The organism is Methylobacterium nodulans ORS 2060, from assembly GCF_000022085.1.
Lineage (GTDB): Bacteria > Pseudomonadota > Alphaproteobacteria > Rhizobiales > Beijerinckiaceae > Methylobacterium > Methylobacterium nodulans.
Window position 1 is genome coordinate 226,127 of the sequence record NC_011887.1, and the last position, 25,287, is coordinate 251,413.

General features: G+C 64.6%; 19 protein-coding genes. 8 read left to right on the forward strand and 11 right to left on the reverse strand.

Features of this window, described 5'->3' with window-relative positions; genetic code table 11:
- Nucleotide 1: 1 nt before the first annotated feature.
- Both MNOD_RS39490 and MNOD_RS45275 read left to right on the forward strand, forming a co-directional pair.
- Nucleotides 2-1,384 carry an HlyD family type I secretion periplasmic adaptor subunit gene (locus tag MNOD_RS39490; RefSeq protein ID WP_012631200.1) on the forward strand — a complete coding sequence of 461 codons (1,383 nt, stop codon included), beginning with the start codon at nucleotides 2-4 and terminating at the stop codon, nucleotides 1,382-1,384.
- Between the two features lie 95 nt (nucleotides 1,385-1,479).
- On the forward strand, nucleotides 1,480-6,243 hold the full coding sequence (locus tag MNOD_RS45275; RefSeq protein ID WP_012631201.1) for a hypothetical protein: 4,764 nt from the start codon (nucleotides 1,480-1,482) through the stop codon (nucleotides 6,241-6,243).
- Nucleotides 6,244-7,259: 1,016 nt separating this feature from the next.
- On the opposite strand, the gene MNOD_RS39495 is transcribed toward MNOD_RS45275, so the two are convergent.
- The 11 genes from MNOD_RS39495 to MNOD_RS39545 all read right to left on the reverse strand — a co-directional run bounded on the left by MNOD_RS39495 (nucleotide 7,260) and on the right by MNOD_RS39545 (nucleotide 18,944).
- Complete coding sequence (locus MNOD_RS39495; protein WP_244424872.1) at nucleotides 7,260-8,393, reverse strand: mandelate racemase/muconate lactonizing enzyme family protein; 1,134 nt, start codon at nucleotides 8,391-8,393, stop codon at nucleotides 7,260-7,262.
- 31 nt (nucleotides 8,394-8,424) lie between these two features.
- Nucleotides 8,425-10,485: an NADH:flavin oxidoreductase gene (locus MNOD_RS39500; RefSeq protein ID WP_012631204.1), complete on the reverse strand. Its 2,061-nt coding sequence runs from the start codon at nucleotides 10,483-10,485 to the stop codon at nucleotides 8,425-8,427.
- A complete protein-coding gene (locus MNOD_RS39505; protein ID WP_012631205.1) occupies nucleotides 10,476-11,387 on the reverse strand; it encodes a pyrroline-5-carboxylate reductase family protein in 912 nt (303 codons plus the stop codon). The genes MNOD_RS39500 and MNOD_RS39505 overlap by 10 nt, the downstream gene beginning before the upstream one ends.
- Before the next feature lie 290 nt (nucleotides 11,388-11,677).
- On the reverse strand, nucleotides 11,678-12,460 hold the full coding sequence (locus MNOD_RS39510; protein WP_012631206.1) for an amino acid ABC transporter ATP-binding protein: 783 nt from the start codon (nucleotides 12,458-12,460) through the stop codon (nucleotides 11,678-11,680).
- Entirely contained in the window at nucleotides 12,447-13,283 is an 837-nt protein-coding gene (locus MNOD_RS39515) for an amino acid ABC transporter permease (protein WP_012631207.1), read from the reverse strand. The genes MNOD_RS39510 and MNOD_RS39515 overlap by 14 nt, the downstream gene beginning before the upstream one ends.
- On the reverse strand, nucleotides 13,280-14,026 hold the full coding sequence (locus tag MNOD_RS39520) for an amino acid ABC transporter permease (protein WP_012631208.1): 747 nt from the start codon (nucleotides 14,024-14,026) through the stop codon (nucleotides 13,280-13,282). The genes MNOD_RS39515 and MNOD_RS39520 overlap by 4 nt, the downstream gene beginning before the upstream one ends.
- Nucleotides 14,027-14,070: 44 nt before the next feature.
- Nucleotides 14,071-14,916, reverse strand: coding sequence for a transporter substrate-binding domain-containing protein (locus MNOD_RS39525; RefSeq protein ID WP_012631209.1), 846 nt, complete (start codon nucleotides 14,914-14,916; stop codon nucleotides 14,071-14,073).
- Between the two features lie 41 nt (nucleotides 14,917-14,957).
- Nucleotides 14,958-16,478: an FAD-dependent oxidoreductase gene (locus MNOD_RS39530; RefSeq protein ID WP_012631210.1), complete on the reverse strand. Its 1,521-nt coding sequence runs from the start codon at nucleotides 16,476-16,478 to the stop codon at nucleotides 14,958-14,960.
- Nucleotides 16,479-16,580: 102 nt separating this feature from the next.
- On the reverse strand, nucleotides 16,581-17,483 hold the full coding sequence (locus tag MNOD_RS39535) for a LysR substrate-binding domain-containing protein (protein WP_012631211.1): 903 nt from the start codon (nucleotides 17,481-17,483) through the stop codon (nucleotides 16,581-16,583).
- Nucleotides 17,484-17,885: 402 nt separating this feature from the next.
- Nucleotides 17,886-18,116, reverse strand: coding sequence for a hypothetical protein (locus MNOD_RS39540; protein WP_043753991.1), 231 nt, complete (start codon nucleotides 18,114-18,116; stop codon nucleotides 17,886-17,888).
- 150 nt (nucleotides 18,117-18,266) lie between these two features.
- Nucleotides 18,267-18,944 (reverse strand): MgtC/SapB family protein, encoded by a 678-nt coding sequence (locus MNOD_RS39545; RefSeq protein ID WP_012631213.1) that lies wholly within the window; start codon nucleotides 18,942-18,944, stop codon nucleotides 18,267-18,269.
- A gap of 157 nt (nucleotides 18,945-19,101) precedes the next feature.
- Here MNOD_RS39545 and MNOD_RS39550 point away from each other — a divergent pair, with 157 nt between their 5' ends.
- From MNOD_RS39550 to MNOD_RS39565, 6 genes are all read left to right on the forward strand, one after another.
- Nucleotides 19,102-19,746, forward strand: a complete 645-nt coding sequence (locus tag MNOD_RS39550; protein ID WP_012631214.1) for a DUF47 domain-containing protein — start codon at nucleotides 19,102-19,104, stop codon at nucleotides 19,744-19,746.
- Between the two features lie 8 nt (nucleotides 19,747-19,754).
- Nucleotides 19,755-20,762: an inorganic phosphate transporter gene (locus MNOD_RS39555; protein WP_012631215.1), complete on the forward strand. Its 1,008-nt coding sequence runs from the start codon at nucleotides 19,755-19,757 to the stop codon at nucleotides 20,760-20,762.
- 43 nt (nucleotides 20,763-20,805) lie between these two features.
- Nucleotides 20,806-21,522, forward strand: coding sequence for an NUDIX hydrolase (locus tag MNOD_RS50435; protein WP_341874508.1), 717 nt, complete (start codon nucleotides 20,806-20,808; stop codon nucleotides 21,520-21,522).
- Nucleotides 21,523-21,665: 143 nt separating this feature from the next.
- Nucleotides 21,666-21,821, forward strand: coding sequence for a hypothetical protein (locus MNOD_RS47700; protein WP_012631217.1), 156 nt, complete (start codon nucleotides 21,666-21,668; stop codon nucleotides 21,819-21,821).
- A gap of 233 nt (nucleotides 21,822-22,054) precedes the next feature.
- Nucleotides 22,055-22,513 carry a hypothetical protein gene (locus tag MNOD_RS39560; protein WP_043753992.1) on the forward strand — a complete coding sequence of 153 codons (459 nt, stop codon included), beginning with the start codon at nucleotides 22,055-22,057 and terminating at the stop codon, nucleotides 22,511-22,513.
- 273 nt (nucleotides 22,514-22,786) lie between these two features.
- Nucleotides 22,787-25,264: a TonB-dependent receptor gene (locus MNOD_RS39565; protein ID WP_012631219.1), complete on the forward strand. Its 2,478-nt coding sequence runs from the start codon at nucleotides 22,787-22,789 to the stop codon at nucleotides 25,262-25,264.
- Nucleotides 25,265-25,287: the final 23 nt, after the last annotated feature.

Sequence of the window (25,287 nt, forward strand, 5' to 3'; positions counted from 1 at the left end):
CATGACGATCTGGTCCGCCGAAACACTGCCCGCAGCTCGACCATCCCACTCTGTCGGGGAGCGGCCAGACGCCGCAGGCGAGCAGCAAAGCTTGATTGGTCTGACCAGCTGGCGGCGGTACGCAATTGCGGGCTACGCCGTTATCTTGGCGACATTTGGAGTCATGGGCAGCTGGGCGGCTGTCGTTCGCCTCGATCGGGCCGTCATCAGTCCCGGCGTGATCGTCGCGGAGAGCAGCCGCAAGATCGTCCAGCATTTCGAGGGCGGCATGATCCTGGAGGTGCTGGTGAAGGACGGCCAGAGCGTTCAGGAAGGCGACGTCCTCCTGCGCATCGATCCTCTCCAATCCCGTGCGAGCGCTGATCTGTTCAGAACGCAGCTCGATGCCGCCCTGATCCTTGAGGCACGCCTCCGAGCCGAACAGAATCAAGCAAGCGAACTGGAACTGCCGCCGGAACTCATCGCGCGTCGGAACGAGCCCGCAATTGCCCGCATGATCAAGGACCAGACGATCCAACTGGCGGAGCGACAAAGGTCTCTAAAGTCTCAGCTCGATCTCATCGACGCTCGAGTGAAGCAGTTGAAGACCGAAATGGTGGGGCTCGCGGTCGAGAAAGCCTCGGTCCAGGCACAGGTGGGCTTTATCAACCAGGAGCTTGAGGGCCTCCGCAGCCTACGCGAGAAGAGTCTCATCCCGCTCTCACGGCTCCTTGTCATGGAGCGAGAGCGCACGCGGCTCGAGGGAGTGATCGGACGCTCAGTGGCGGAGACGGCCAAGGCGCAGAACGCCATCGGCGAAGCCGGAATGCAGATTACGCAGCTCAAGCAGAAGATGCAGGAAGTCACTACTGCGCAACTGCTGGAAACACGCCAGAAGATTGCCGAGCTTCGCGAGAAGCTCCTCGTCGCCCAGGATGTACTCAGACGACATGAGATCCGCGCCTCGCACAGCGGAGTCGTTCAAGGTCTCAAGGTCTACACGATTGGGCAGGTCGTTCGTTCGGGAGAGCCGCTGATGGAAATCGTCCCGACGAGCGACAGGCTTGTGATCAGCGTCCAATTCTCGCCCAATGATCTGGAAGCGATTCATGCGGGGATGAGAGCCGAGGTCAAATTCCCGACCTTCCAGACGCGCCGGACCCCGGCGATATTCGGGACGCTCAAGACCGTCTCACGCGACCGCTTGATCGACGACACGACGAAGCAGGCCTACTTTTCCGGTATCGTCGAGATCGACGAGCACCAGGTTCCGAATGACATAAAGCACCGCTTGCTGGCAGGGCTTCCAGCCGAAGTTGTCGTCTCGGCCGGTGAGCGAACAGCACTCGACTACATGGTCGCACCCTTGTTCGACGCGATGGGGCACGCCTTCCATGAGCGTTAGATCCGATTCAGCCCAAAAGCCGAGGCCGCGAGTTGAGCGCCGTGGTGCGCCCACGCCGGCCAAGTGGACGATTGGGCCTTGGGAGTAAGGTCGCCATGGGCGCGGTTATCTCTTTCTTCCGGCCTGCTCCAACGACCCAAGGAGATTGGTCCCAGCAGGAACTTGCCGAATTCTATCGGGTCGAGGCCGCGCTGATCCGTGCCGGGATGCGGATCACCAGCGAGCAGGGCTTGAGTGATGAGGCAGAACCTTGGTTCGTCTTCTGCCGGCCGGACGGCGACGCGATCATGCATTTCGCCAGGATTGACGGCAGCTATGTGGTTGCCTCCGAGGCGCTGGACCACCCAATGCGTGGTGCTGACTTCCGCGCCCTTCTCAACCAAATCGCGGCGCAATATCCGGCCCTTCTGCCCATCCCGCAAGCGGCGGCCGGCACCAAGCTCGTGGTTCATCCGGCAGCCCTGCTGGCAGCAATCGTTGCAGCCGCGGCGTTGACCCTTTCACACGAAGACGCCTTCGCCAGCGAGCTCCAGGACATCGAATCGAGTGGATCTGTGCCATCGGCTCCGATGGCTGCCAGCGGTCCCAGCGATCAGGTGGTGCCGGTGGTGGACCCTCTGCCGTCGAAGTCGAGAAGTTCGGGCGAGGCCCATGACCAAGGCGATCATCGTAGGCAGATCGAAGCAATCGTGTTCTCGGCGATGATGTTCGCCGCGAAAGCGGTCGCAGACGATGGTTTCGAGATGAGGTCAGATCCGGAGCTGCTCCTGACCGAGCAGACGAGCAATACCACGGATCAACTGGCGCAATGCGACGTGTCGCTGCCGTCCATTCCAGCAGCCGGCGGCAGACACGCGGAGGAGCTGACCATTCAGCGCGCGTCTGCCCTCGCCCCCGACATCGAGGGTCAAAGGCGCAAAGACGCGGCGCCCTTAGGGGCGGAGCAGATTGGCGCGATTCATCAGAGCCGACCCGACGTTGGCCTAGACGGTTCTGAGCCTCTGAAGCTGGTGACAGCGGTTAAGCTTGCAATCTTGGAGCCTGAAGGCCACGGCTATTTGAGGAGTGTCGAGGCAGGCAATCCTCGCACCACGGCCGGATTGTCATCCACCGATCGTCATCCGAAAGATGGGTCGAGCGCTGCTGATGGCGGTGTGGAGGCGAAGCAGGCGGGCGGTTCGACTGTATCAACAGCGGATTCGGGTTCCCAAAACCATCATCAGGGCGCAACACAAGATGGGTCGAGCGCTGCTGATGGCGGTGTGGAGGCGAAGCAGGCGAGCGCTTCGACTGTATCAACAGCGGATTCGGGCTCCCAAAGTCATTATCAGGGCGCAACGCAAACAGCGCTCCAGGGCACTTCGGATCCGAATGCATCGCTCATCTCGGCGCCTCGGTCCGACAGAGGTTTGAGCTCATCCGTGCAGCCGGGCGCTGCTACGCTTCCGCCTGCCTCGACCCTGACAGCGGGAGTGCAAGACAATCAGCCTTCACTTGTTGCCAAGACGAAAGCCCCGCCAGCCACATCGGGCGGGGTGAGCCCTGAGGTGAAAGCAGCCGATGTGAGCCATCCGCAGGCGGACGCCACAAAGGCGGTGATCTCGCCAACCACACCGGGCGGGGTGAGCCCTGAGGTCACGGCAGCCGATGTGAGCCATCCGCAGGCGGATATCACAAGATCAAACGCAGATCACAGTGGGGCGGCTGCAGCTACTCTCGGACATCCGGCCGCGTCAAGTCAGCCTTCAGATGCAACAGGTTCAAGCTCACCCGTGCAGCCGAGCGGTGTCCCGCTTCCGCCTGCCTCGACCCTGATAGCGGGAGTGCAAGACAATCAGCCTTCACTTGTTGCCAAGACGAAAGCCCCGCCAGCCACATCGGGCGGGGTGGGCCCTGAGGTGAAAGCAGCCGATGTGAGCCATCCGCAGGCGGACGCCGCAAAGGCGGTGACTTCACCAGCCACACCGGGCGGGGTGAGCTCTGAGGTCACAGCAGCCGATGTGAGCCATCCGCAGGCGGACGCCGCAAAGGCGGTGACTTCACCAGCCACACCGGGCGGGGTGAGCTCTGAGATCACAGCAGCCGATGTGAGCCATCCGCAGGCGGACGCCGCAAAGGCGGTGACTTCACCAGCCACACCGGGCGGGGTGAGCTCTGAGGTCACAGCAGCCACTGCCAGCCATCCGCAGGCGGACGCCGCAAAGGCGGTGACTTCACCAGCCACACCGGGCGGGGTGAGCTCTGAGGTCACAGCAGCCACTGCCAGCCATCCGCAGGTGGACGCCGCAAAGGCGGTGACTTCACCAGCCACACCGGGCGGGGTGAGCTCTGAGATCACAGCAGCCGATGTGAGCCATCCGCAGGTGGACGGCACAAAGGCGGTGACCTCACCAGCCACACCGAAGGCGGATGCCCCGCCAGCCACACCGGGCGGGGTGAGCTCTGAGATCACAGCAGCCGATGTGAGCCATCCGCAGGCGGATATCACAAGATCAAACGCAGATCACAGTGGGGCGGCTGCAGCTACTCTCGGACATCCGGCCGCGTCAAGTCAGCCTTCAGATGCAACAGGTTCAAGCTCACCCGTGCAGCCGAGCGGTGTCCCGCTTCCGCCTGCCTCGACCCTGATAGCGGGAGTGCAAGACAATCAGCCTTCACTTGTTGCCAAGACGAAAGCCCCGCCAGCCACATCGGGCGGGGTGGGCCCTGAGGTGAAAGCAGCCGATGTGAGCCATCCGCAGGCGGACGCCGCAAAGGCGGTGACTTCACCAGCCACACCGGGCGGGGTGAGCTCTGAGATCACAGCAGCCGATGTGAGCCATCCGCAGGCGGACGCCGCAAAGGCGGTGACTTCACCAGCCACACCGGGCGGGGTGAGCTCTGAGGTCACAGCAGCCGATGTGAGCCATCCGCAGGCGGACGCCGCAAAGGCGGTGACTTCACCAGCCACACCGGGCGGGGTGAGCTCTGAGATCACAGCAGCCACTGCCAGCCATCCGCAGGCGGACGCCGCAAAGGCGGTGACTTCACCAGCCACACCGGGCGGGGTGAGCTCTGAGGTCACAGCAGCCACTGCCAGCCATCCGCAGGTGGACGCCGCAAAGGCGGTGACTTCACCAGCCACACCGGGCGGGGTGAGCTCTGAGATCACAGCAGCCGATGTGAGCCATCCGCAGGTGGACGCCGCAAAGGCGGTGACTTCACCAGCCACACCGGGCGGGGTGAGCTCTGAGATCACAGCAGCCGATGTGAGCCATCCGCAGGCGGACGCCGCAAAGGCGGTGACTTCACCAGCCACACCGGGCGGGGTGAGCTCTGAGGTCACAGCAGCCGATGTGAGCCATCCGCAGGCGGACGCCGCAAAGGCGGTGACTTCACCAGCCACACCGGGCGGGGTGAGCTCTGAGGTCACAGCAGCCACTGCCAGCCATCCGCAGGCGGACGCCGCAAAGGCGGTGACTTCACCAGCCACACCGGGCGGGGTGAGCTCTGAGGTCACAGCAGCCACTGCCAGCCATCCGCAGGCGGACGCCGCAAAGGCGGTGACTTCACCAGCCACACCGGGCGGGGTGAGCTCTGAGGTCACAGCAGCCACTGCCAGCCATCCGCAGGCGGACGCCGCAAAGGCGGTGACTTCACCAGCCACACCGGGCGGGGTGAGCTCTGAGGTCACAGCAGCCACTGCCAGCCATCCGCAGGTGGACGCCGCAAAGGCGGTGACTTCACCAGCCACACCGGGCGGGGTGAGCTCTGAGATCACAGCAGCCGATGTGAGCCATCCGCAGGTGGACGCCGCAAAGGCGGTGACTTCACCAGCCACACCGGGCGGGGTGAGCTCTGAGATCACAGCAGCCGATGTGAGCCATCCGCAGGTGGACGGCACAAAGGCGGTGACCTCACCAGCCACACCGAAGGCGGATGCCCCGCCAGCCACACCGGGCGGGGTGAGCTCTGAGATCACAGCAGCCGATGTGAGCCATCCGCAGGTGGACGGCACAAAGGCGGTGACCTCACCAGCCACACCGAAGGCGGATGCCCCGCCAGCCACACCGGGCGGGGTGAGCTCTGAGATCACAGCAGCCGATGTGAGCCATCCGCAGGCGGACGCCGCAAAGGCGGTGACTTCACCAGCCACACCGGGCGGGGTGAGCTCTGAGGTCACAGCAGCCACTGCCAGCCATCCGCAGGCGGACGCCGCAAAGGCGGTGACTTCACCAGCCACACCGGGCGGGGTGAGCTCTGAGGTCACAGCAGCCACTGCCAGCCATCCGCAGGTGGACGCCGCAAAGGCGGTGACTTCACCAGCCACACCGGGCGGGGTGAGCTCTGAGATCACAGCAGCCGATGTGAGCCATCCGCAGGTGGACGGCACAAAGGCGGTGACCTCACCAGCCACACCGAAGGCGGATGCCCCGCCAGCCACACCGGGCGGGGTGAGCTCTGAGATCACAGCAGCCGATGTGAGCCATCCGCAGGCGGATATCACAAGATCAAACGCAGATCACAGTGGGGCGGCTGCAGCTACTCTCGGACATCCGGCCGCGTCAAGTCAGCCTTCAGATGCAACAGGTTCAAGCTCACCCGTGCAGCCGAGCGGTGTCACGCTTCCGCCTGCCTCGACCCTGATAGCGGGAGTGCAAGACAATCAGCCTTCACTTGTTGCCAAGACGAAAGCTCAAACAGACCTCGTGAACGCTGAAGTCGACGGGGACGGCAACCTTGTGTTCGCCCCGGGCAACGTACATCAAAGTCATCCGGCACCGAGCCATGCGCCACCAGAGTCAGTCATGCACACAGATGTGGGTCTTGTAGGCCTTGTGCACCATCATACCCTGTTTCACAATCCCGACTTCCATTGATTGTCTGTTAAGAGAATAATACCAATGGCCCAATATGCTGACATATCGGGCCATTGACCTGCGTCAAAATGTCGATATCGAACCAGAGGCTTGGCAAAAATTTGAGAACCGCACCAACCGTCACTACCTCGCTGCAGCCAGCTACGAGGACGACTTGGCCGTCGCGACATGACCGGGCACCGCTCTAGTGCAGAGACGCGGACGAAAGCTTCAGACGGAGGCTCGCTAAGCAATTGCGGTTGCAAGGCAATTCGCGCTGCTCCTTGTACCTTTCGAAGGCGTCAGTGCACCAGCGTTCGGCCTCCCGGCCCTCTTCGAGCCGGAACACTGCAGAGCCTGTGAGTGGAACGCCATTGCGGCTTGATTTCCATCGCCTCGCCGGTGTACAGTGAATCCATAATAGGCCGTTGCTGTATGGCGATCAAGGTCTGAGGCGCCTTTCTTGGTCAGGCAGATGGGGAGCAACGACGACCTCGTATCTGACCGGACGGTTATGTGCCGGCTGAGGACGAGGTGGCATTCAAGAGTGTCCTCGCGCAGGAGGAAGGAGTTCAACGCCATGTCTGGTGCTGGCAAGCCGAGCGTACCTAACGAAACTCCTCCTCGTGATAACGCTACGTCTCAGATCCGCGCTCACATCCGCGAACGAATTCTTGAGCTTGTGCGCAGGACTGGAAAGAAGGCCTGAACTTAAAGTGCGGCAGAAGGTGGTCGCAGCAGCCTGGTGAGCAGGTGGCCGGCATTCCAGACGAACGAAGCTCCCGCTGCCAGGCTGCCAGGCTCTGAATCGCTGGCGGGTGTGACGCCGATTATCATAGCCGATAAATCCGGGAGGCCGCGCTCAGGTCAGGGTATGGCTGTACGATTGATCGGCGGTGTTCAGCGATAACGGTCGGAAATAGTCATCTGCTGCATTGCATTCAATCCAGGATTATAGCTTGTTAGAAAGGATAATACCCGCACGATGCGAGGCTGTTAATCTGATAGATGCCTGCAATGAGAGGGCTCATCGAACCCTATCGACACTCAGTCCAAAGGCAATCGAGCAGGCTCCTGTTGCGGAGCGTTACGCCGTACCCGATCGCATCCAACACCGGAATCGTCCCAGCCTTGACCTGCGGCTCGATCGGGTCCTCCAGCACCTGGGTGTAGCCCGGGATGCGATCCCAGTAGGGGAAATGCTCTTGCATGTAGAAGTTGGGCGTGGCGGCGCTGAAATGCATCGCGATCACCGTGGAGAGGGCGCTCGCACAGACATGCGGCTGGACCTTCACACCATATGCTTCCGCCATCGCGGCGATCTTGCGGCCCTCGAGAATGCCGCCCGTATTGCCGAGGTCCGGCTGCAGGATATCGACGGCTCTCCCGGCGAGCAGGTCCCGAAAGCCATAGCGCGTGTAGATGCGTTCGCCGACCGCGATCGGTTGGGAGATGCCGCTGGCGATCTTGCTCAAGGCATGCGGGTCGAACGGGTCTGCGGGCTCCTCGACGTAGGTGATGTCGAATTCCTCGACCTCGCGGCAGAAGCGAATCGTCTCGTCAGGGGTGAGACCGCCACTCAAGTCCAGCATGATCTTGGGCCCGGGTCCGAGGGCGGCCCGCACGCTGGCGACGGCTGCGACGGCCCGCCGGCGCACGTCACCGTCGGACGTCCCGCGGCGTGATGGGTGCCGCAACCTGCCGGTCTCGAGGATCGTGGCGAAGGGGTAGAGCTTCAGCGCATCGTACCCATCCGCCACGGTCGCCTCGGCGAAACGCGGCAGATCGGCCAGATCCGCGCAGCCGAAGTACCAGCCATTCGCGTAGGTCCGCAACGCATCGTGAACGCGCCCGCCGAGCAACTCGTAGGCAGGAACGCGAAGCGCCCTCGCTTTGATGTCCACCAGGGCCTGCTCGATCGCGCTCATCGCGCCGAACACGATCGGACCGCCGCCCTTCGCCCAGAAGGAACAGTCGTACATCTCCGTCCAGATGGCCTCGACCCGGAACGGGTCCCGGCCGATGACGCAGCGCTCGCAGAGCTCCCTGATCATGGCGGCCGCCGCCGTTCCACCGAGACCGTAGGCAACCGCCGCCTCGCCCAGTCCCACTGTACCGTCGTCGGTCGTCATCTCGAGGATGACCGGCCTGATGCCGCCGCTCTCGACCACGTAGATCCGAACCTGCTTCACTCTCATGCCGTCAGAGATCCTTGCAGAGACGCAGAGCGTCGAGCACCGCCGCGTGCACGTTTCGGCTGGCGACGGCGTCGCCGACCCGGTGCAGCTCCATGCGCAACTCGGGACGCCAGGTCAGCGGCTGCGCCTCCCCCGCCAGGAGCGCGTCGATATCGGTGACACCGTCGTTAGCGGAGTGTGGTCTGAGCGCCTGATACAGGTCGTCCGCCGGTCGCGTACCGTGCTCCACCAGGATCTGATCGGCCATGCGCTCGGTGAGCTGTTCGGAGGCCAGGTTTCGAAAGGTCGCCACGATGCGGTTGCCGCGCCGTTCGACCTTCACGATCTCGTGGTCGAAGGTCATCGGCACGCCGAGCTCGTAGATGCGCTTCTTCCAGATGATGCGCTCGGCATAGGTCAATTCCTGCGCGATCTGGGCGTCAATCGAAACGAACTGGACTTTGCGGCCATCCTGCGCCGCGAGCTCGGCCGCCTGCGGGCCGGGGTGGCGGCCTGTGCCGTCATAGACGATGACCTCAGCGGCGAGCGGGGTGGTCCCGCCGATCACGTCCCAGACGCTGTCGCAGTGCTCTGCACCCGCGATCCAGTCGATGTCCGGCACGCCACCCGTGGCAACCACGACCGCGTCCGGATTCTCGGCGAGCACATCGTCCACCTCGGCGTAGCGGTTCAGTTCGACCCGCACGCCCAAGCGGCGGATCTCCTCGACGCGCCAGTCCACGATGCCGATGACGTCGCGCCGCCAGCTCGCACGCTGGCTCAGCAGCAGCTGCCCGCCGAGCTTGGCGGCGGCCTCGAACAGCACGACCTCGTGCCCGCGCAAGGCCGAGACCCGGGCCGCCTCAAGGCCGGCGGGCCCGCCTCCGACGACGACCACCTTGCGGCCGGCCCGCTCCGATCGGGCGATCTCATGAGGGAGCTGACTCTCGCGCCCGGTGGAGGGGTTGTGGATGCAGTGCGGCCGGTAGGGCGACTGGCAGTGGGTCGCGCCCACGCAGGGCCGGATGCGGTCCTCCTGGCCGGCCTCGATCTTTCGCACGATGTGGGGGTCGGCGATGTGGGCGCGGGTCATCGCCACCATGTCGAGGAGACCTTCGCGGATCGCGTGGCGCGCCGTCGCGATGTCGGAGATCCGGGCCGCGTGGAACACCGGAAGTCCAACCTCCCGCTTGAAGGCGCCAACCTGCCGCAACCAGGGCGCGATCGGTGAGGCCATGCCGGGCATGTTGTCCACGGCGAGCGCCCGCTCGGTGTCCATGCGGCCGACGATGGCGTTGAAGAAGTCGAGCATGCCGGTTCGCTCGAAGATGTGCGCCACCTTGATGGCATCACCCATCGTCAGGCCGGTCTCGCCCTCCTCGATGACGTAGCGCATGCCGACGATGTAGTCGTCGCCGACCTCCTTCCGTATCTCCTCGAACACCATGAGGCCGAAGCGGCAGCGGTTCTCGAGCGAGCCGCCGTACCTGTCCGTCCGGCGGTTGGTGGAGGGGGAGAGGAACTGGCCGATGAGGTGCCCGCCCGCGAGGGTCTCGACGCCGTCGAGCCCGCCTTCCCTGCAGCGGCGCACGGCGGCCGCGTAGGCCTTCACGACGCGCCTGATGTCGTGCTCGTCCATCTCCTTGGGAAAGCTGCGGTGCAGCGTCTCGCGCATCGCCGAAGGTCCGATCGTCGGCAGCCACTTGTCGGCATACGGCTCGCCGCGGCGACCGAGATGCGTGATCTGCACCATCAGCGCCGCGCCCTCAGCATGCATGCGCGCGGAGAACTGCTGCAGCCAGGGGATGATCTCGTCCGTGCCGACATTGAGCTGACGGAAGATGTTGGGGCTATCGGGCGCCACGTTCGACGAGCCGCCGAACATGCTGAGGCCGATGCCGCCCTTCGCCTTCTCCAGATGATAGAGCTGGTACCGCTCCTTGGGCATTCCGCCTTCCTCCAGGCCGGAGGCGTGGCTGGTGCTCATGACGCGGTTCCTCAAGACCAGGTTCTTGATCCGCAGCGGCTGCAGCAGAGGATCGCGCGCGATGGCGGCCGGCCCGGTGATCGCTTCGACTAACGGCATGGGAGCTCTCCGGAAGGAATGTCGGACGGGTCGGCCTTGCACGCCGATCCAGCGTGCGGCCGGTCTCGTGTGCGAGGCGGGATAGCGAGGAGTTGGGCTTCACGTTGGAACGTCGCGTCGACCAATCGCCCGCAGAGCGCGGGCGCCTCGGCGTTCAGGGCCGCGATCGCGGCCTCGGTCGTGCCGCCGGGCGTGGCCGTGCGCGCGACGACGTCCTCGAAGCTCAAGCCCTCGTCGAGGATGGCCGCTAGGGCCGCGACGGACTCCGTCATCATGGCACGCAGCTCCGTCGGCCCGAACGCGCGCGCCCGGGCGGCGTTGGCCTCCAGGAACGCCGAGCAGAACGCGGCCAAGATGGCGGGCGCGGATCCGGCGAGATTGGACGCGATGCGGCCGTCCGCCGGATCGGCCAGGACCGGCCGGCAGAAGCGCTGGAGCAGGGCGCAGATGCGCTCGACCTGCTCAGGTCCGGCGCCGGGACTGGGCGTGACCAGGCACACGCCCCGCCCAGCGGCATGCGCGGGCGACAAGATCACCTTGACGATGGGACGGGCGCACCGGCACCCGAGGTCCGGCAGGGGCACGGCATTGGTGACGCTCATCAGGACGGCGTCCGCCCGCATGTGCGGGGCGACCGCCGACACGCCGTCGCGGTAGGCCTCCGGAGGCAGGCATGGGACAACCACGTTGGCGTGGACCGCCAGGCGCTCGGAGTCCATGACCTCGACACCGGGCCACGCCGCCGTGGCCGCGGCGACCCGCGCCGGATCGCGTCCCGCAGCGATCACGCGCGTCTCCGGTGCGAAGCGGCGGAGGGCAGCGAGCAACACCATCCCGATCCGGCCGAGACCGATCAGGCCGACGGTCGGCGCGGGATCAAGGGGCCGGGCGCTGGGTTTCACGGATCAAACCTCGTGGGTCAGGGCGCTCGATCGAGGGACGCGAGCGCCCGGGACGCCCCGCCACGAGCGGCGGGGCAGTGTTCACTGCGGGGATGCCGCCGGGCGAAGCCTGACAACTTTGCTGTCCAGATCACCGGCGCCCCGTGCGTTCGAGCGCCTCCTCCTGTGATTAGGCATGGCGCCGCGCCCGGCCCGTGAGAGGAGAGGTGATCACGCGGGAGCGCCGGCGGCACGGATGCGCGTGTTGAAATTACCCTAAAGAACCCGAACAGCTATCGGACCTATTCTGTCTAGAGAACTTGGCTTAGGAACTGCCTGGTTCGAGGATCCTTGGCATTTTTGAACAACTGATCGGGCTTTCCATGCTCGACAATGATGCCGCCGTCCGTAAAGTAGACATGATTGGCGACCTCGCGCGCAAATCCCATCTCATGGGTCACGAGGATGCATGTCATTCCTTCAGCTGCCAGCTCCTTTATTGTCACCAACACTTCCTTGACCGTTTCAGGGTCGAGCGCTGCGGTGACTTCGTCGAAGAGCATGACATCGGGTCGCATCGCCAAGCTTCTCGCGATGGCCACGCGCTGCTGCTGGCCGCCCGACAGCTGTCCCGGATAGGCGTTCTCCTTCCCCGTGAGACGGACTTTGGCGATGAGGGCGCGGGCTCGCTCCTCCACCTGGGCCCTCGGCTCCCGGAGCACCTTTAGCGGCGCCATCATGACATTTTCCAGGGCCGTCTTGTGGGGGAAAAGATTATACTGCTGAAAGACGATGCCGACCTTTTTCCGCAGGGCGAGCTTGTCCAGCTTGGGGTCGTTGACTTCCTGCCCGTCGACGGTGATCGAACCGCTCTGGATCGCGCTTAAGCCATTGATGCAACGGATCAGCGTCGATTTCCCGGAGCCCGAGGGGCCAATGATACATACGACCTCGCCCTTGCGCACGTCGAGGCTGATGCCTTTCAGCACTTCGAAGGCGCCGTACGATTTGTGAACGTTGCGCAGTGAGACGATCGCGCGATGACCCAGGCAGGTCTGGCTTTCCTCAGCAGCGGATCGATCAGCCAACGACATATCTGCGCTCCAGCCTACGAGTCCAAAGAGCAATCGGGTAGATGTAGAGGAAAAATAAGCACAGCAGGAACAAGTAAAACGGCAGCAACAGCTCCGGGCGCGAGCCGGCAGCCTCCATGCCTGCTTGAGCGTTGGCGACCGCCTCGTGCACGCTGAAGATCGAAGCCATCGGCGTCGACAGCGTCAGCATCGCGTACCAGTTCATCCACGGAGGGATGCAGCGACGGACGCACTGCGGCAGGATGATGTACCGCAAGGTCTGAGCCCGGGTGAACGCGAGCCCTTCGGCCGATTCCCATTGCCCCGACGGGATCGATCGGACTGCGCCGCGCAGGATCTCGCTGATGTTTCCCATGACCGGCAACGCGAAAGCCAGGGTGGCCTTGCTCCAGTCGGGAACCGGAACCCTCAACCCGTGCGGCAGACGAATCTCGACGGGCATGAAGTACGTCACCAAGAACAGGATCACCAGCCACGGCGAGTTGCGCAACAGATGTGTGACGAACCGCGCGGGCAGCCGGACGGCCGAAATCGTGCTGATCTGCAGCAGACCGAGGCCTGTCCCGAGGATTGTGGCCATCGCCATCGCGAGAAAGCTCATGGCCAAGTTCAAGGCAAAGCCCTGCAGAATGAATGGGGACCATTCGAGGAGAGTGGTCAGCGCCGTGGGCCCAGAGCCGAGCACGAACGAACGGCTCACCGCAAAGGCAAGGGAAACCCCCAGGGCCAGGAGCAAGAGGATGACGTGTCCCGCCCGGAGGCCTCTCAGAAACTGCCCTTCCCGGAGACGCGCCATGTTCAGCTGAAATGCCGGCTGTCTCATTGGCCGTATCCTGGAAGAACGAGCTTGCGTTCGATCGCGTGCAGGCCGGCCGCCAGGAGCGTGACGACGACAATGTAAAATCCGAACAGCACCAGCATCATCTCCGGGACGTTCAGGTTGTCGGACCAGACCTGGTTCAGGACGTACGTCATCTCCGGAACCGTGATGATGTACGCAAGCGATGTCGTTTTCGCGAGGCTCACCAGGTTGTTGGTCAAGGCCGGCAAGCTGATGCGGAACGCCAAGGGCAGCGTGATGTAGAGATATGTTTGCAAACGCGAAAAGCAGAGACTTTCGGCCGCCTCGAGAGTTGAGTCGGGCACGGCCTCGATGCCTGCCCTGAATATCTCGACGTTGAACGCACCGCCGAATATGCCCAGGGAGATAACCGCCCAGGCGAAGGAGGAGACGACCGGCTGCGAGTAGCCGCCCATGTCGATAGCAGGGGTGAAAGCCCCGAGGCCGAAGTAGAAAAACAGCAGCTGGATCATCGGAGGGGTGTTGCGGAACGCCTGGATGTAGGCGCCGACCCCCACCCGCAGCGCCGGAGACTTGGCGCCCTGGGCCCAAGCACCGAGCACGCCGATCACCAGGGATAGCGACAACGACCAGAAAATCAGCTGCAGGGTTGTCGAGGCGCCCGAGACGAAACGGCCATATTCATACGGATCGTAGAATATGTTGAAATTCATCCCCGTACGCTCGTACATTCCTCGAAAGAATGGGCCGATGATCTCTAGCATCTCGACACCCCATTAGGCAAAATGAAAATCTCGAGCGGCCTCATTTACTTGAGATATGAGGTATCCCAATGCAGTTTTTGTTGCTGCTGCACGAACCAGTCGGACGTATTTACGCCCCACTTCTTTCCGAGCTCGATGAGTTTGCCTTCGGCTTGCCAGCGGTAGGCCATACCGGCCATGAATGCACCCCAGCCCCTGTTAAGCTCGTCGAGCGGGACGGCAGCGGCCCATGGGTTGTTGTAGAGCACCGGGACCGGCATCTCATAACCTTCCCACTCTGGCAGGGCGAGGTCGGCCATGATGCTGACGTCATCGTAGAGCCAGGCGATGCACTTGCCCGCGCGCAGACCTTCCTTCCCTTCGGTGTTCCCGGCAAAGGCAATCAAGTTGGCGTGCAGCTCAGTCTGAACCTGCTTATTGTAGTAGTTGCCCTGCTTGCCACACACGGGCTTGTTGGCGATATCCTTCCAGTCCTTGATCGCTCCCTTCTTGGCAAGCAGCGTCGGTCCGGACGACCAGTACGCAGGCTCGATTATCCCGACGACCTTGCGGCGATCGGTGGCGTCGTACATGCCCCCGATGATGAGATCGATCTTGCCCTGCTGAAGGAACTGAATCCTGTTGGCCGAGGTGATGATCACCGGCTCGAGCTTGACGCCGAGCGTGTCGGCCACGCTCTTGGCGAGATCGAGCTCGATCCCTTGCAGGGTTCCATCGGGCGCCGGAAATGCCCAAGGCTTGAAGGCGCCCTGCACCCCGACCCGGACCACGCCGCGATCGAGAATGTCCTTGAGGCGGCCGTCGGCCGCCCTCACCGGAGCCGCTCCCAGCGCAACCCCGAGCACCGCAGCCGCGACGGCTGCCATCTTCATCAGCTTGCCTTTCATCATGTCTCGTCCTCCATCCTCCCACTCGACAGTCTATTCCTTTTTCACCGCGCGAACCTGGAATTCTGGTAGCGTAAAAAGCTTTCGACCTGCGCCGAGACATCACTCTGAGACCATCCCAAGAGGTCAGAAACGGCCTCTGCTGCCGACTGGACCGTGTCGCGGTCGAGGTGACGTCCCCATCCCATCCCGGTGCGCGTGTAAAGAATGCCCTTCAAGTCGCGCGCGTGTTCCGCGATGACGGCGTGGCGCAGCAATGCCGCGCTCCCTTGGGCAGGATCCGGCCGCGGTCTGGAAGAGGGCGTCCCGGGCCGCCGCGCGCGTGGCTGTCCCGAAGGCTTGAGCGCTCGCGCGACCACGTCGCGAAGCTCGCGGCCGGCGCTCAGATGTGACATCACCGGGCCCGCGGTCATCGCGAAGACGCCCGGCATGCCGCGATCGGCGAGATCGTGAATTTCGCGGATCCGGCGTCCCATCGGCTGCCGGGCATCGAAGCCGAGCGGTCGGACACCGGCCCACGTGAACTCGACGTGGGACTTCCGCAGCCCCAACCCGGGAAGCAGGAAATTGGCTTCCTCAAGCAGGAAGGAAATGTCGTCATCAGTGGCGACGGCGTCGCCGGCATCGCCGTCATACTTTGTCTCGGTCGGACCGAAGTAGAACAGGTCGCCATCCAGCGGGAGACAGTAGAAGGGCATTCCACCGCGATGCAGACAGGCGATGCCATGACCCGCGTATCGCTGCGGCAGGCGGACCACGATGTGAGATCCCTTGGTGCCTGTCACGAGCGGTGATCGCGGCTCGTCGACGATCCCGGCGATGACGCCGTCGGACCACGTCCCGGCGAGGTTGAGCACGACGGGCGCCTCGACCAAGTCCGTGCCGCCATCGCTCGACAGTTGCAGGAGCCAATGTCCGTCCGCTGACCGCCCCGCAAACCCGGCCTTCGTGAACAGGCGCAGTTCCGCGCCGTTGCGCTCGGCCTCCAGGGCGGCTTCCACGCAGAGCCGATCCGGCGAGTCGATGATGTATTCGCGGTAGGTTGCGATGGAGCGGAGGCTTTCCCGATCCCGCAGATCACCCGCGAAGGGCACGAGTTGGTCGAAATCCCGCGTGATGCGCCGGTAGTCGAGCGGCGGCCGCGCCGGACCGAGGCGCTTCAGCAGGCCGAACCCCAGATCGAGATGCCACCCCTTGACGTCACCGTCGCTGTAAAGGGGGAAGCACATCGTGAAAGGCTTGCAGTTGTCTGGCTTCAGATCGCTGAGCTCGGCTCGCGCCTGCATCGCCGCGCGCGCCATGGTCATGGCGCCGGCAAGTCGCCTGGGTGAGGAGAGGAAGGTCCGAACCGGATGCGCCGTCTCGAAGTATCGCAATCCGCAATGCAGAATTCTCGATGACCGGCTGGACGCACCGTTGGCGAGATCCGACATCTCGGTGAGCAGAACCTTGTACCCGCCCGCAGCCAGTTCGCGCGCCGCGCTGGTGCCATTGATGCCGCCACCGATAATGACGACGTCGTAGCGGCTGTCACCCTTCGCGTCTCGCCGTGAGTGAGTGTCCACTGCCCTTCCTCAAAACCGACGACCTGCCAGAGCTAACCTCGGAAAGCGAAATGCGCAAAATTGAATGTTCGTGGAGCGTTATGCGACTTACGCATATCGGGCTCAGCCCGGAAAGCCCGACATCAAGCGATCACGTTCCGAGGCCAAAAAATCCAGCAGAGCGTCTGCAGCAGGGTTGGCTGGACGGGATTCAGGGCGCAGGAGCGCGACGTTGAAAGGTATTGTCGGCACAAAGCGTACGAGTTGCACGCGGCTGTCCAGTTGCTTCAGGGCGGTATACGGATCCACTAGGCCGATACCCACGCCTTGCTTGACCAATTCGTAGACGGTCATCGAAAGCGGGGCTTCGTACTGTGCCTCCAGCGGCACACCGCATGTCCTGAAAGCCTGAGCCAGCAACTGTCCCATCGCTGTGAATGACGATCCCACGATGAACGGCACCCCTCGGACGTCCGACGGCCCAACCTGAGATCGCTGAGCAAGCGGGTGATCCCGCGGAACCGCGAGCAGGTAAGGTTGATCACTGAAGATCTCAGTGCGGAAACCGGAACGTTTGAATGGCATCTCCGCCAAGCCGAAATCGACTTGCTGAGCAGCCGCCCATTCCTCCACCTGCACGGACATCTGAACGTTGAGAAGGACCCGAGTTTTGGGCCATTCCCGTGCAAAGGCTGCCAGGGTGGCGGGGATGAAATTCAGTCCCAGGGCTGGCAGCACGGCGGCCGAGATCCGGCTGCTTTCGCCCTCGGCGACCCGGGAAGCGAAGGTCTTGAGCGACTCCAACGAGACGTAGGCCCGCTCCACCTCGTCGAGCAGAAGCTGGGCGGTGCGTGTCGGCACGACCAACCCGCGCCTGCGTTCGAACAACTTCGCACCGAGTTCTGCCTCCAGCTTGTCGAGCAGGCGGCTTACTGCGGGTTGGCTCCGCCCCAAGACCTCGGCAGCCGCGCTCACCGTCCCTGTCAACATAACTGCGCGGAAAGCGGCAAGGTAAAGAAGTTTCATTGATTTTGACCTGAGATTGCTCCGATCTTGTGGACTGTTATCGCACGGGATTGCACAACTCCCCACCACAAGACCCATTGTACAGGCGCCGGTGATGCGGCCACCGTGCTCTGCATCTGGTGACCAGTTCCCACCCCTCGGTCCGGTTGGAATGTTAGTTGGGAGGAGGTCTGTCCACCACGGGCAGCTTGGCCGGCCGAGCGGGTAGGGCCGGCACGAACACCTCGGAGCTGCGGCCGCCCCCCTGCGGAGTGTCTTCCCCAGCTCCAATCATGATCTACGCCGCCCCGAGCGTGTCGGAGATCTCGCAACTCCGAGGCTGTCTGGATGCGAAACCTCCATCAGCAACAACCTTGAGCGCTTTGGGGAGCGCGTCCGGGTCAGGCGGTTTCGTGACGGTGCTCAGACTGGCGGCCGATCGTTGATGCTGCTGATCAGGTCGAGCGTGCGCAGGATCGCCATGCTGATCCTGATGGCCTCCGTCTTTCCCGCACGGGTGGTCGGCAGGGTGGCCACGACTTCGCACTCGCTGCAACTCGCCGGACCGATAACGACCTCAAACAGGTCGTCCTTCCGGTTCGGGTGACGGGCGAGAAAGACCCCGATGCCGTCGACTTCGCCGACAGGGCGCAAGACCTCGATCAGGGGGGCAGGCTCTTGCCGCTCGCCCCACCGATCTTGCCGCGGAAATCTGGTCGGATGACGTCGCCCATGCGCCAGCATAGCCCATGAGCCAGCGCAATGCAGCCGGGCAGTCTCTCATGCCTCCTGCAGCACGAGCGCTCAACTGACGTCCGTCTCGACGCTGATCACCCCGGGATGTTGCCGCAACCGTTCAGCGATTGCCTCGATGCTGCGCTGGGACAGACGAACGAAGGTCACCGTGACCTCGTCGAGCCCCTCCGAGCCGGACTGGCGCACCACGAACTGCTTGATGCGCGACGAGCGCTCGCCCGTGACCTCCTGCAGGACGTCGATCGACATCTCGCCTGTGCGCGCCACGAGCCGCAGCGGGCGCGTCTGCATCCGCGCCTGGTAGTGTTCCTCGATGGGCTTCACCCCGGCCAGGATGATCAACACGATCAGCGTCGTGGCGACCGCCGCGACGTAGAGCCCACCGCCCACCGCAAGGCCGACCGCCGCCACGGCCCACAGGCTCGCTGCGGTAGTCAGCCCCCGCACCACCTCGCCGCGCAGCAGGATGGTGCCGGCCCCCAGGAAGCCGATTCCGGAGACGACCTGTGCGGCGACGCGAGAGGGATCGAGCACGACGTGGTTCTCACTGAGCACGTCGGAGAAGCCGAAGGCCGACACGATCATGATCAGGCACGCGCCGACAGCGACCAGCATGTGGGTGCGCAGGCCCGCCGCCCAGAGCAGGCGCTCCCGCTCCAGCCCGACGAGGCTGCCGAGCAGGGCCGAGAGGGCGAGCCGGGCGATAATCTCGATGTTGCTCAACATGGCCCACTCTCCTGGTGACGGTCACCGTCAGCCGCTGGAAACCAGGGGTTCAGTCGAAGCATAGCAGCCCAAGGCAACGCTGGCGCGAACCCAATCACATGCGAGAAGTTAGCCGGCTGTCGTGTTGGTGCCTATGAGCGGTGTGGCGGAGGTCGGGATGCTGGGCTGGTTCCGGGCGCTGATGCCCAAGGAGGATCGCTTCTTCGACCTGTTCGAGCGCCATGCTCGCACGCTCGTCGCAGGCGCAGAGGCGCTCCAGGAGCTGCTCAAGGGCGGGGAGGCGGTGCCGCGCTACTGCCAGATCATCGCCGAGCGCGAGCACGAGGCCGACGACATCTCCCGCGAGGTGCTGCTCGCGGTGCGGCGCAGCTTCATCACGCCGTTCGACCGCGGCGACATCAAGGACCTGATCCAGTCGATGGACGACGCCATCGACCAGATGCACCGCACCGCCAAGGCCATCGCCCTGTTCGAGCTGCGTGAGTTTGATCCGGTCATGCGCGAGATGGGGGGCACGATCCTGGAGGCCGCCAAGCTCACCGCCGAGGCCGTCCCGTTGCTCCACAAGGTCGGCACCCACGCGGCCCGCCTCGCGGCCCTGACCGAGCAGGTGGTGCGGGTGGAGGGCCGCTCCGACGCATTGCACGAGCAGGGCCTCAAGAGCCTCTACCTCACGCACGGACGCACCGACCCCATGGCCTACATCGTCGGCAGCGAGATCCTCGGCCACCTGGAGGACGCGGTCGACCGCTTCGAGGATGTCGCCAATGAGATCAGCGGCATCGTGATCGAGAACGTATAGGAGCGGCGATGTCCGACGCCGCGCTTGCGTTCCCGATCCTCGCCGGCCTGATCGCCGTCGCGCTCCTGTTCGACTTCCTGAACGGCCTGCACGACGCAGCGAACTCGATCGCCACAATCGTCTCGACCCGGGTGCTGCGGCCTCATTACGCGGTGTTCTGGGCAGCGTTCTTCAACTTCATCGCCTTCCTGTTCTTCGGCCTGCACGTGGCCCAGACGCTCGGCACCGGCATCATCGACGCGAGTCTCGTCGACGCCCGGGTGATCTTCGGGGCGCTTTCCGGGGCGATCGTCTGGAACGTGCTCACCTGGATCCTCGGCATCCCATCGAGCAGCTCGCACGCCCTGATCGGCGGCCTCGTGGGAGCGGGCGTCGCGAAGGCGGGCTGGCAGGCGGTGGTCTGGGGCGGGCTCGGCAAGACGGCGGCGGCCATCGTGCTCTCGCCGCTCCTCGGTTTCCTGCTCGCCCTGCTGCTGGTGCTGATCGTCTCCTGGCTGTTCGTGCGCTCGACGCCCTTCGCGGTCGACCGCGCCTTCCGCTTGCTGCAGTTCGTCTCCGCCTCGCTCTACTCGCTCGGCCACGGCGGCAACGACGCGCAGAAGACGATGGGGATCATCGCGGTGCTGCTCTACAGCCAGGGCCATCTCGGGCGCGAGTTCCACGTGCCCCTCTGGGTGGTGCTGTCCTGCCAGGCCGCGATGGCGGCCGGCACCCTGTTCGGCGGCTGGCGCATCGTGCACACGATGGGCTCGCGCATCACGCGCCTGACGCCGATGCAGGGATTCTGCGCCGAGACGGGCGGGGCCCTGACGCTGTTCGCCGCCACCTGGCTCGGCGTGCCAGTCTCGACCACGCACACGATCACGGGGGCGATCATCGGGGTCGGCGCCGCGCGGCGCACCTCGGCGGTGCGCTGGGGCGTGGCGAGCAACATCGTGGTGGCTTGGGTGCTCACCCTGCCGGCCGCGGCCGCGATCGGGGCGGGCGCTTACGTGCTCACCGCTCTGCTGCCTTGATAGCTGCGAGTCTGCACCTGTGCCCAAATCAAAGAAGCCCCAGGTGAAGTTAAAGAAGAAGCCTCAGGCCAAGGCAGCGGTGAAGAAGGCGCTATTTCCCAAATTACTGAAGCAGGTGGCAGCCCTGCCGATTCGCCTAACGCAAGATATTGGCCTGGAAGTGCTGCTGGTGACTTCGCGAGAAACCAAGCGCTGGGTCGTGCCAAAGGGTTGGCCGATGAAGGGCATGAAGGGTCACGAAGCAGCTGCCATCGAGGCACGCGAGGAAGCCGGCGTCATAGGGCGCATCAGCAAGAAGCCTGCGGGCTATTACACCTATGACAAGCGGCAGCCGGACGGCCGCACCGATCCTTGCCGGGTGGCAGTGTATGTCCTCACCGTCACCGAACAGCTGGAGACTTGGCGCGAGAAGGGACAGCGCGAGATGCAGTGGGTCGGCAGCGAGGCAGCGACCGTGCTGCTCCAGGAGCCGGAACTGGCATCACTGATCCGGGATCTCGCACGTCCGGCGACGTGGCCTGGCACAGCGCCCTCTCTAGCTCGAAAAGCGCGTGCCGGCCCTGTAGTAGAAAATAAAATAGTAGATGCCAGAGTCGAGATATCAGTTGTTAAGTCTGGAAAGACTTTATCTTCAGAAGTTGTGATCAGTCCTAGCAAGACTGACATGGCGACCGCTGTTGCCCGCTTGTGTCTCAAGGTTCAAGAGACTCAGTCGGGACCGCTGTGGCCCTTTCAGGTCGTTGTGCGGGAGGCTGATTGACACCGACAAGCCCAACCTCTGGCTCAGGAGGAGCTGTCGAAGCCTCAAAGTCCCTGCAGGAGGGGCCTGTCGCAAACGCGAGCGCGTTCACGGGTCGTGAGGCATACCTGCCCAGCTTGCCACCTCCGTCCCGGAGCCGGCCCATGATCCTGAACGCCCTTGCTCTCAAGCTGAAGAGACAGGCCCGCGGAACGTGCATCGTGGCATTCCACCCGAATGCGGTTCAGGACGTCTCGCCCAGGGCGAAGTGGAAGATCACGTGGGCCGAATCACCCATCTGGACCGCCACTCCCGTCTGAGACCAGCCCAGAACCTTGGACCAAGACGGCCCTCCAGGCGGCCAAGGCGCACGGCCGGAAGTTCGGGAGCGACCGGGGCAACTTTGCCGTCATCCAGGGTCAAGGTCATGCAGCAAGCGTCTCGTGCTTTCGCACCGGGCGATGCAGAACGAGGCCTGGAAGGAGAGCCGCGGCACGGCCGACTGGACAGTGGTCGCGGCGATCGACGAGCACGCCTGTTCAAGCCCGAGGCGTTGCGCAAGGCCGGGTTCGGCCCGGGGCGCCATGCCGCCGAGCCGCAGGGCGACCTCCTGCTGCCCGCCCGCGATGCGGTGGTGCTCTGGCACTACAAGCATCTCGGCTTCGAGCGGAACGCCACCCGCGAGGCAGCCCAGGCCGCGCGGCTCGGGCGCGCCGACGTCGCCCAGGGCCTCGGCCAGCACTACCTCTGGGGCCGGGAGCGGCTGTGCGCCTTCTGGGACGAGATGGAGCGCGAGTCCGTCGACCTCGGGCGCGTGGTGCCGGACACCGCCTGCATCTGGCCGCTCTGGCGGGAGGAGCGCGGGCTCCCGCGGGTCGATCCCGCGCCGCTCCCCCCGCTCGCAGCGGCCTTGCCCGCCGTGGCCCCGGCCGTCTCGGTGCTGGTGAAGGCCTGTAACCACGCCCCCTACGTCCGGCAGATACATGCCGGCCCGGAGAGTCTTGGGGGCTGAGCCCCTACCCAGTGCGATACGGCATCCTCCTGACGGGCACGTGGGAACACCTGGCAATACCCACTTCCAAATAATCCTGCGGTCGTTACGCAGTGTTCCCGAAGGTCTGTGTTGATTTTGTTACACAAACCTGCGTTCTGCGAAGAAGTCAATGTCAAGCGTGGCCGCAAACTAACCGGCGGATTGCGGCCGAACCGCGGCTTTCGTATCCCCTCAGCAGCAAGCTAGGTCTTGCCAGGTCCAGGAATTTTCTATGCGTTGGGGGAGCGAACAATGGTGGCGCTGCGTCGCGGACTTCTGGTCACGACGATCCTGGTGCCGTGCGGGGCCGTGGGGCTGGCCGGTCGCGCCGCCGCGCAGGGCGATACCATCGCCCTCGAGCAGATCGATGTCGTTCCGGTGACCCCGGTCGGCGGAGCCGGCGGTGCGGCCCGCGCCGAGACCGGCGCCGCCGGCGGCGCGCTGCCGCTCTCCAAGGTGCCGTTCACGGCCGAGACCGTCACCGCGCGCCAGTTCGAGCAGGACCGCGCCACCCTCGACCCCACCTTCACGCTGGCCCGCACCACCCCCGGCGTCAGCCTCTCGGACGGCCAGGGCAACAGCTTCCGCCAGACCCTCACCTATCGCGGCTTCGACGCCTCCCCGCTCCAGGGCGCGCCCCAGGGGCTGGCCGTCTACCAGAACGGCACCCGCATCAACGAGGCCTTCGGCGACGTCGTGAACTGGGACCTGATCCCCCAGGTCGCCATCAACCGCATCGACCTCGTCACCGGCAACCCGATCTTCGGCCTCAACGCGCTCGGCGGCGCGGTCAACATCGCGATGAAGAACGGCTTCACCTGGCAGGGCCAGGAAGTCTCGGTGATGGGCGGCTCGGACGGCCGCATCCTCGGCACCCTGCAATACGGCGAGGTGGTCGGGCCCTGGAGCTTCTACTTCGCCGGCGAGGGCCTCAAGGACGACGGCTGGCGCTTCAGGTCGCCCTCCGAGATCGGCCGCGTCTATGCCGATATCGGCCATCGCACGCCCGATTCCGAGTTCCACCTCATCGCCTCGGGCGCCAAGACCTTCTTCGGGGCCACCTCCGCCGCGCCGGTCGATCTCCAGCGCCTCACCGAGCGGGCGATTTTCACCAACCCGCAGACCATCGACACCGAGGCCGGCCAGATCCAGGTCACCGGCAAGGTGAACCTCTCCCCGACCTGGGACCTCGCGGGCAACGCCTATGTGCGCCGCTTCAGCCAGTTCGTGGTCGACGGCAACGACGGCAACTTCGAGAATTGCAGCACGCGCTCCTCTTTCCGCGGCTTTCTCTGTTTCGAGGACGACGGGTTCTCGCCCGCCCCCGGCCAGACCCAGGCGCAGTTCCGCAACCAGTTCCTGATCCTGGGGCCGAACGGCCAGCCGATCCCCTTCCGGGCAGGCATCCCGTACGGCACCCACGATACGGTCCGCACCGAGGCGACCGGCTACGGCGGCACGCTGCAGGCGACGAACCGCGACCGGGTGTTCGATCACGCCAACACCTTCATCCTCGGCGGCAGCATCGATGCGGCCTCCTACACCTTCAAGTCGGCGAGCACGCTCGGGGTGATCAACCCGGACCTGAGCGTCACCACCGACCCGAACAACCCGACCTACGGCCTGATCCCCGGGCTCGGCACCGGGCCGATCCGCACCGCCGCGGCGCTCGGCGTCGCGCCGAGCCAGGTGATCGGCTCGAACCTCTACATGGGCCTCTACGCCCTCGACACCTTCGACGTCACCGATCAGCTCTCGCTCACCGCCGGGGCGCGGCTGAACTTCGCGCGCATCTCCACCCAGGACCTGACCGGGTTCTCGCCGGATGTCACCGGCACGCACTTCTTCACCCGCCTCAACCCGGTGGCGGGCCTGACCTACCGGTTCTTCCCCTGGCTGACGCTGTATGGCGGCTACTCGGAATCGAACCGGGCGCCGACGCCGCTCGAACTGGCCTGCGCCAACCCGAACCGGCCCTGCCTGCTGCCGAACTCGCTGGTGGCCGACCCGCCGCTCCAGCAGGTGGAGGCACACACCTACGAGGCGGGGATCCGCGGCACGGTGCCGGACGTCGCCGAGGGGGGCCTGCTCACCTACAAGCTCGGCTTCTTCCGCACGGACCTGACCAACGACATCCTGCAGATCGCGGTGCCCGGCAATGCGGCGCGGGGCTATTTCGTGAACGTGCCGGCGACGCAGCGGCAGGGCATCGAGGTGGCGGCGGAGTATGTGGGCGAGCGTCTGCGGCTTTACGCCAACTACGCGCTGATCGACGCCACCTTCCAGTTCCGCGGCGACCTGTCCTCGCCCAACAACCCGCTGGCCGATGACGGGCTGATCACGGTGCGGCCGGGCAACAAGCTGCCGCTGGTGCCGGAGCACCAGATCAAGGCCGGCTTCGAGTACGCGATCACGCCGCAGTGGAAGTTCGGCCTGAACGTGGCGGCGTTCTCATCGTCGTACTTCCGGGGTGACGAGTCGAACCTGAACCGCAAGCTGCCGGCCTATGCGATCGCCAACCTGAACACGAGCGTGCAGCTGACGAGGAACATGGAGGTGTTCGCGCTGGTGACCAACCTGTTCAACACGCGCGTGCCGAACTTCGGCACCTTCCTGGAGCGGACGGAGCCGGGCGAGCTGTTCGCCAACCGCTACGCACTGAACGACCCGCGCACCACCGCTTTGATCCAGCCGCTCTCGGTCTATGGCGGCATGCGCGTGACCTGGTGAGCCCCGGCTGAGGCGGATTGCGC

Excerpts from the sequence above, each read along its gene's own strand:
- MNOD_RS39490 (WP_012631200.1), top strand. The coding sequence starts at position 2 with ATGACGATCTGGTCCGCCGAAACACTGCCCGCAGCTCGACCATCCCAC.
- MNOD_RS45275 (WP_012631201.1), top strand. The coding sequence starts at position 1,480 with ATGGGCGCGGTTATCTCTTTCTTCCGGCCTGCTCCAACGACCCAAGGA.
- MNOD_RS39500 (WP_012631204.1), bottom strand. The coding sequence starts at position 10,485 with ATGCCGTTAGTCGAAGCGATCACCGGGCCGGCCGCCATCGCGCGCGAT.
- MNOD_RS39510 (WP_012631206.1), bottom strand. The coding sequence starts at position 12,460 with ATGTCGTTGGCTGATCGATCCGCTGCTGAGGAAAGCCAGACCTGCCTG.
- MNOD_RS39515 (WP_012631207.1), bottom strand. The coding sequence starts at position 13,283 with ATGAGACAGCCGGCATTTCAGCTGAACATGGCGCGTCTCCGGGAAGGG.
- MNOD_RS39520 (WP_012631208.1), bottom strand. The coding sequence starts at position 14,026 with ATGCTAGAGATCATCGGCCCATTCTTTCGAGGAATGTACGAGCGTACG.
- MNOD_RS39525 (WP_012631209.1), bottom strand. The coding sequence starts at position 14,916 with ATGATGAAAGGCAAGCTGATGAAGATGGCAGCCGTCGCGGCTGCGGTG.
- MNOD_RS39535 (WP_012631211.1), bottom strand. The coding sequence starts at position 17,483 with ATGAAACTTCTTTACCTTGCCGCTTTCCGCGCAGTTATGTTGACAGGG.
- MNOD_RS39545 (WP_012631213.1), bottom strand. The coding sequence starts at position 18,944 with ATGTTGAGCAACATCGAGATTATCGCCCGGCTCGCCCTCTCGGCCCTG.
- MNOD_RS39550 (WP_012631214.1), top strand. The coding sequence starts at position 19,102 with ATGCTGGGCTGGTTCCGGGCGCTGATGCCCAAGGAGGATCGCTTCTTC.
- MNOD_RS39555 (WP_012631215.1), top strand. The coding sequence starts at position 19,755 with ATGTCCGACGCCGCGCTTGCGTTCCCGATCCTCGCCGGCCTGATCGCC.
- MNOD_RS47700 (WP_012631217.1), top strand. The coding sequence starts at position 21,666 with ATGATCCTGAACGCCCTTGCTCTCAAGCTGAAGAGACAGGCCCGCGGA.
- MNOD_RS39565 (WP_012631219.1), top strand. The coding sequence starts at position 22,787 with ATGGTGGCGCTGCGTCGCGGACTTCTGGTCACGACGATCCTGGTGCCG.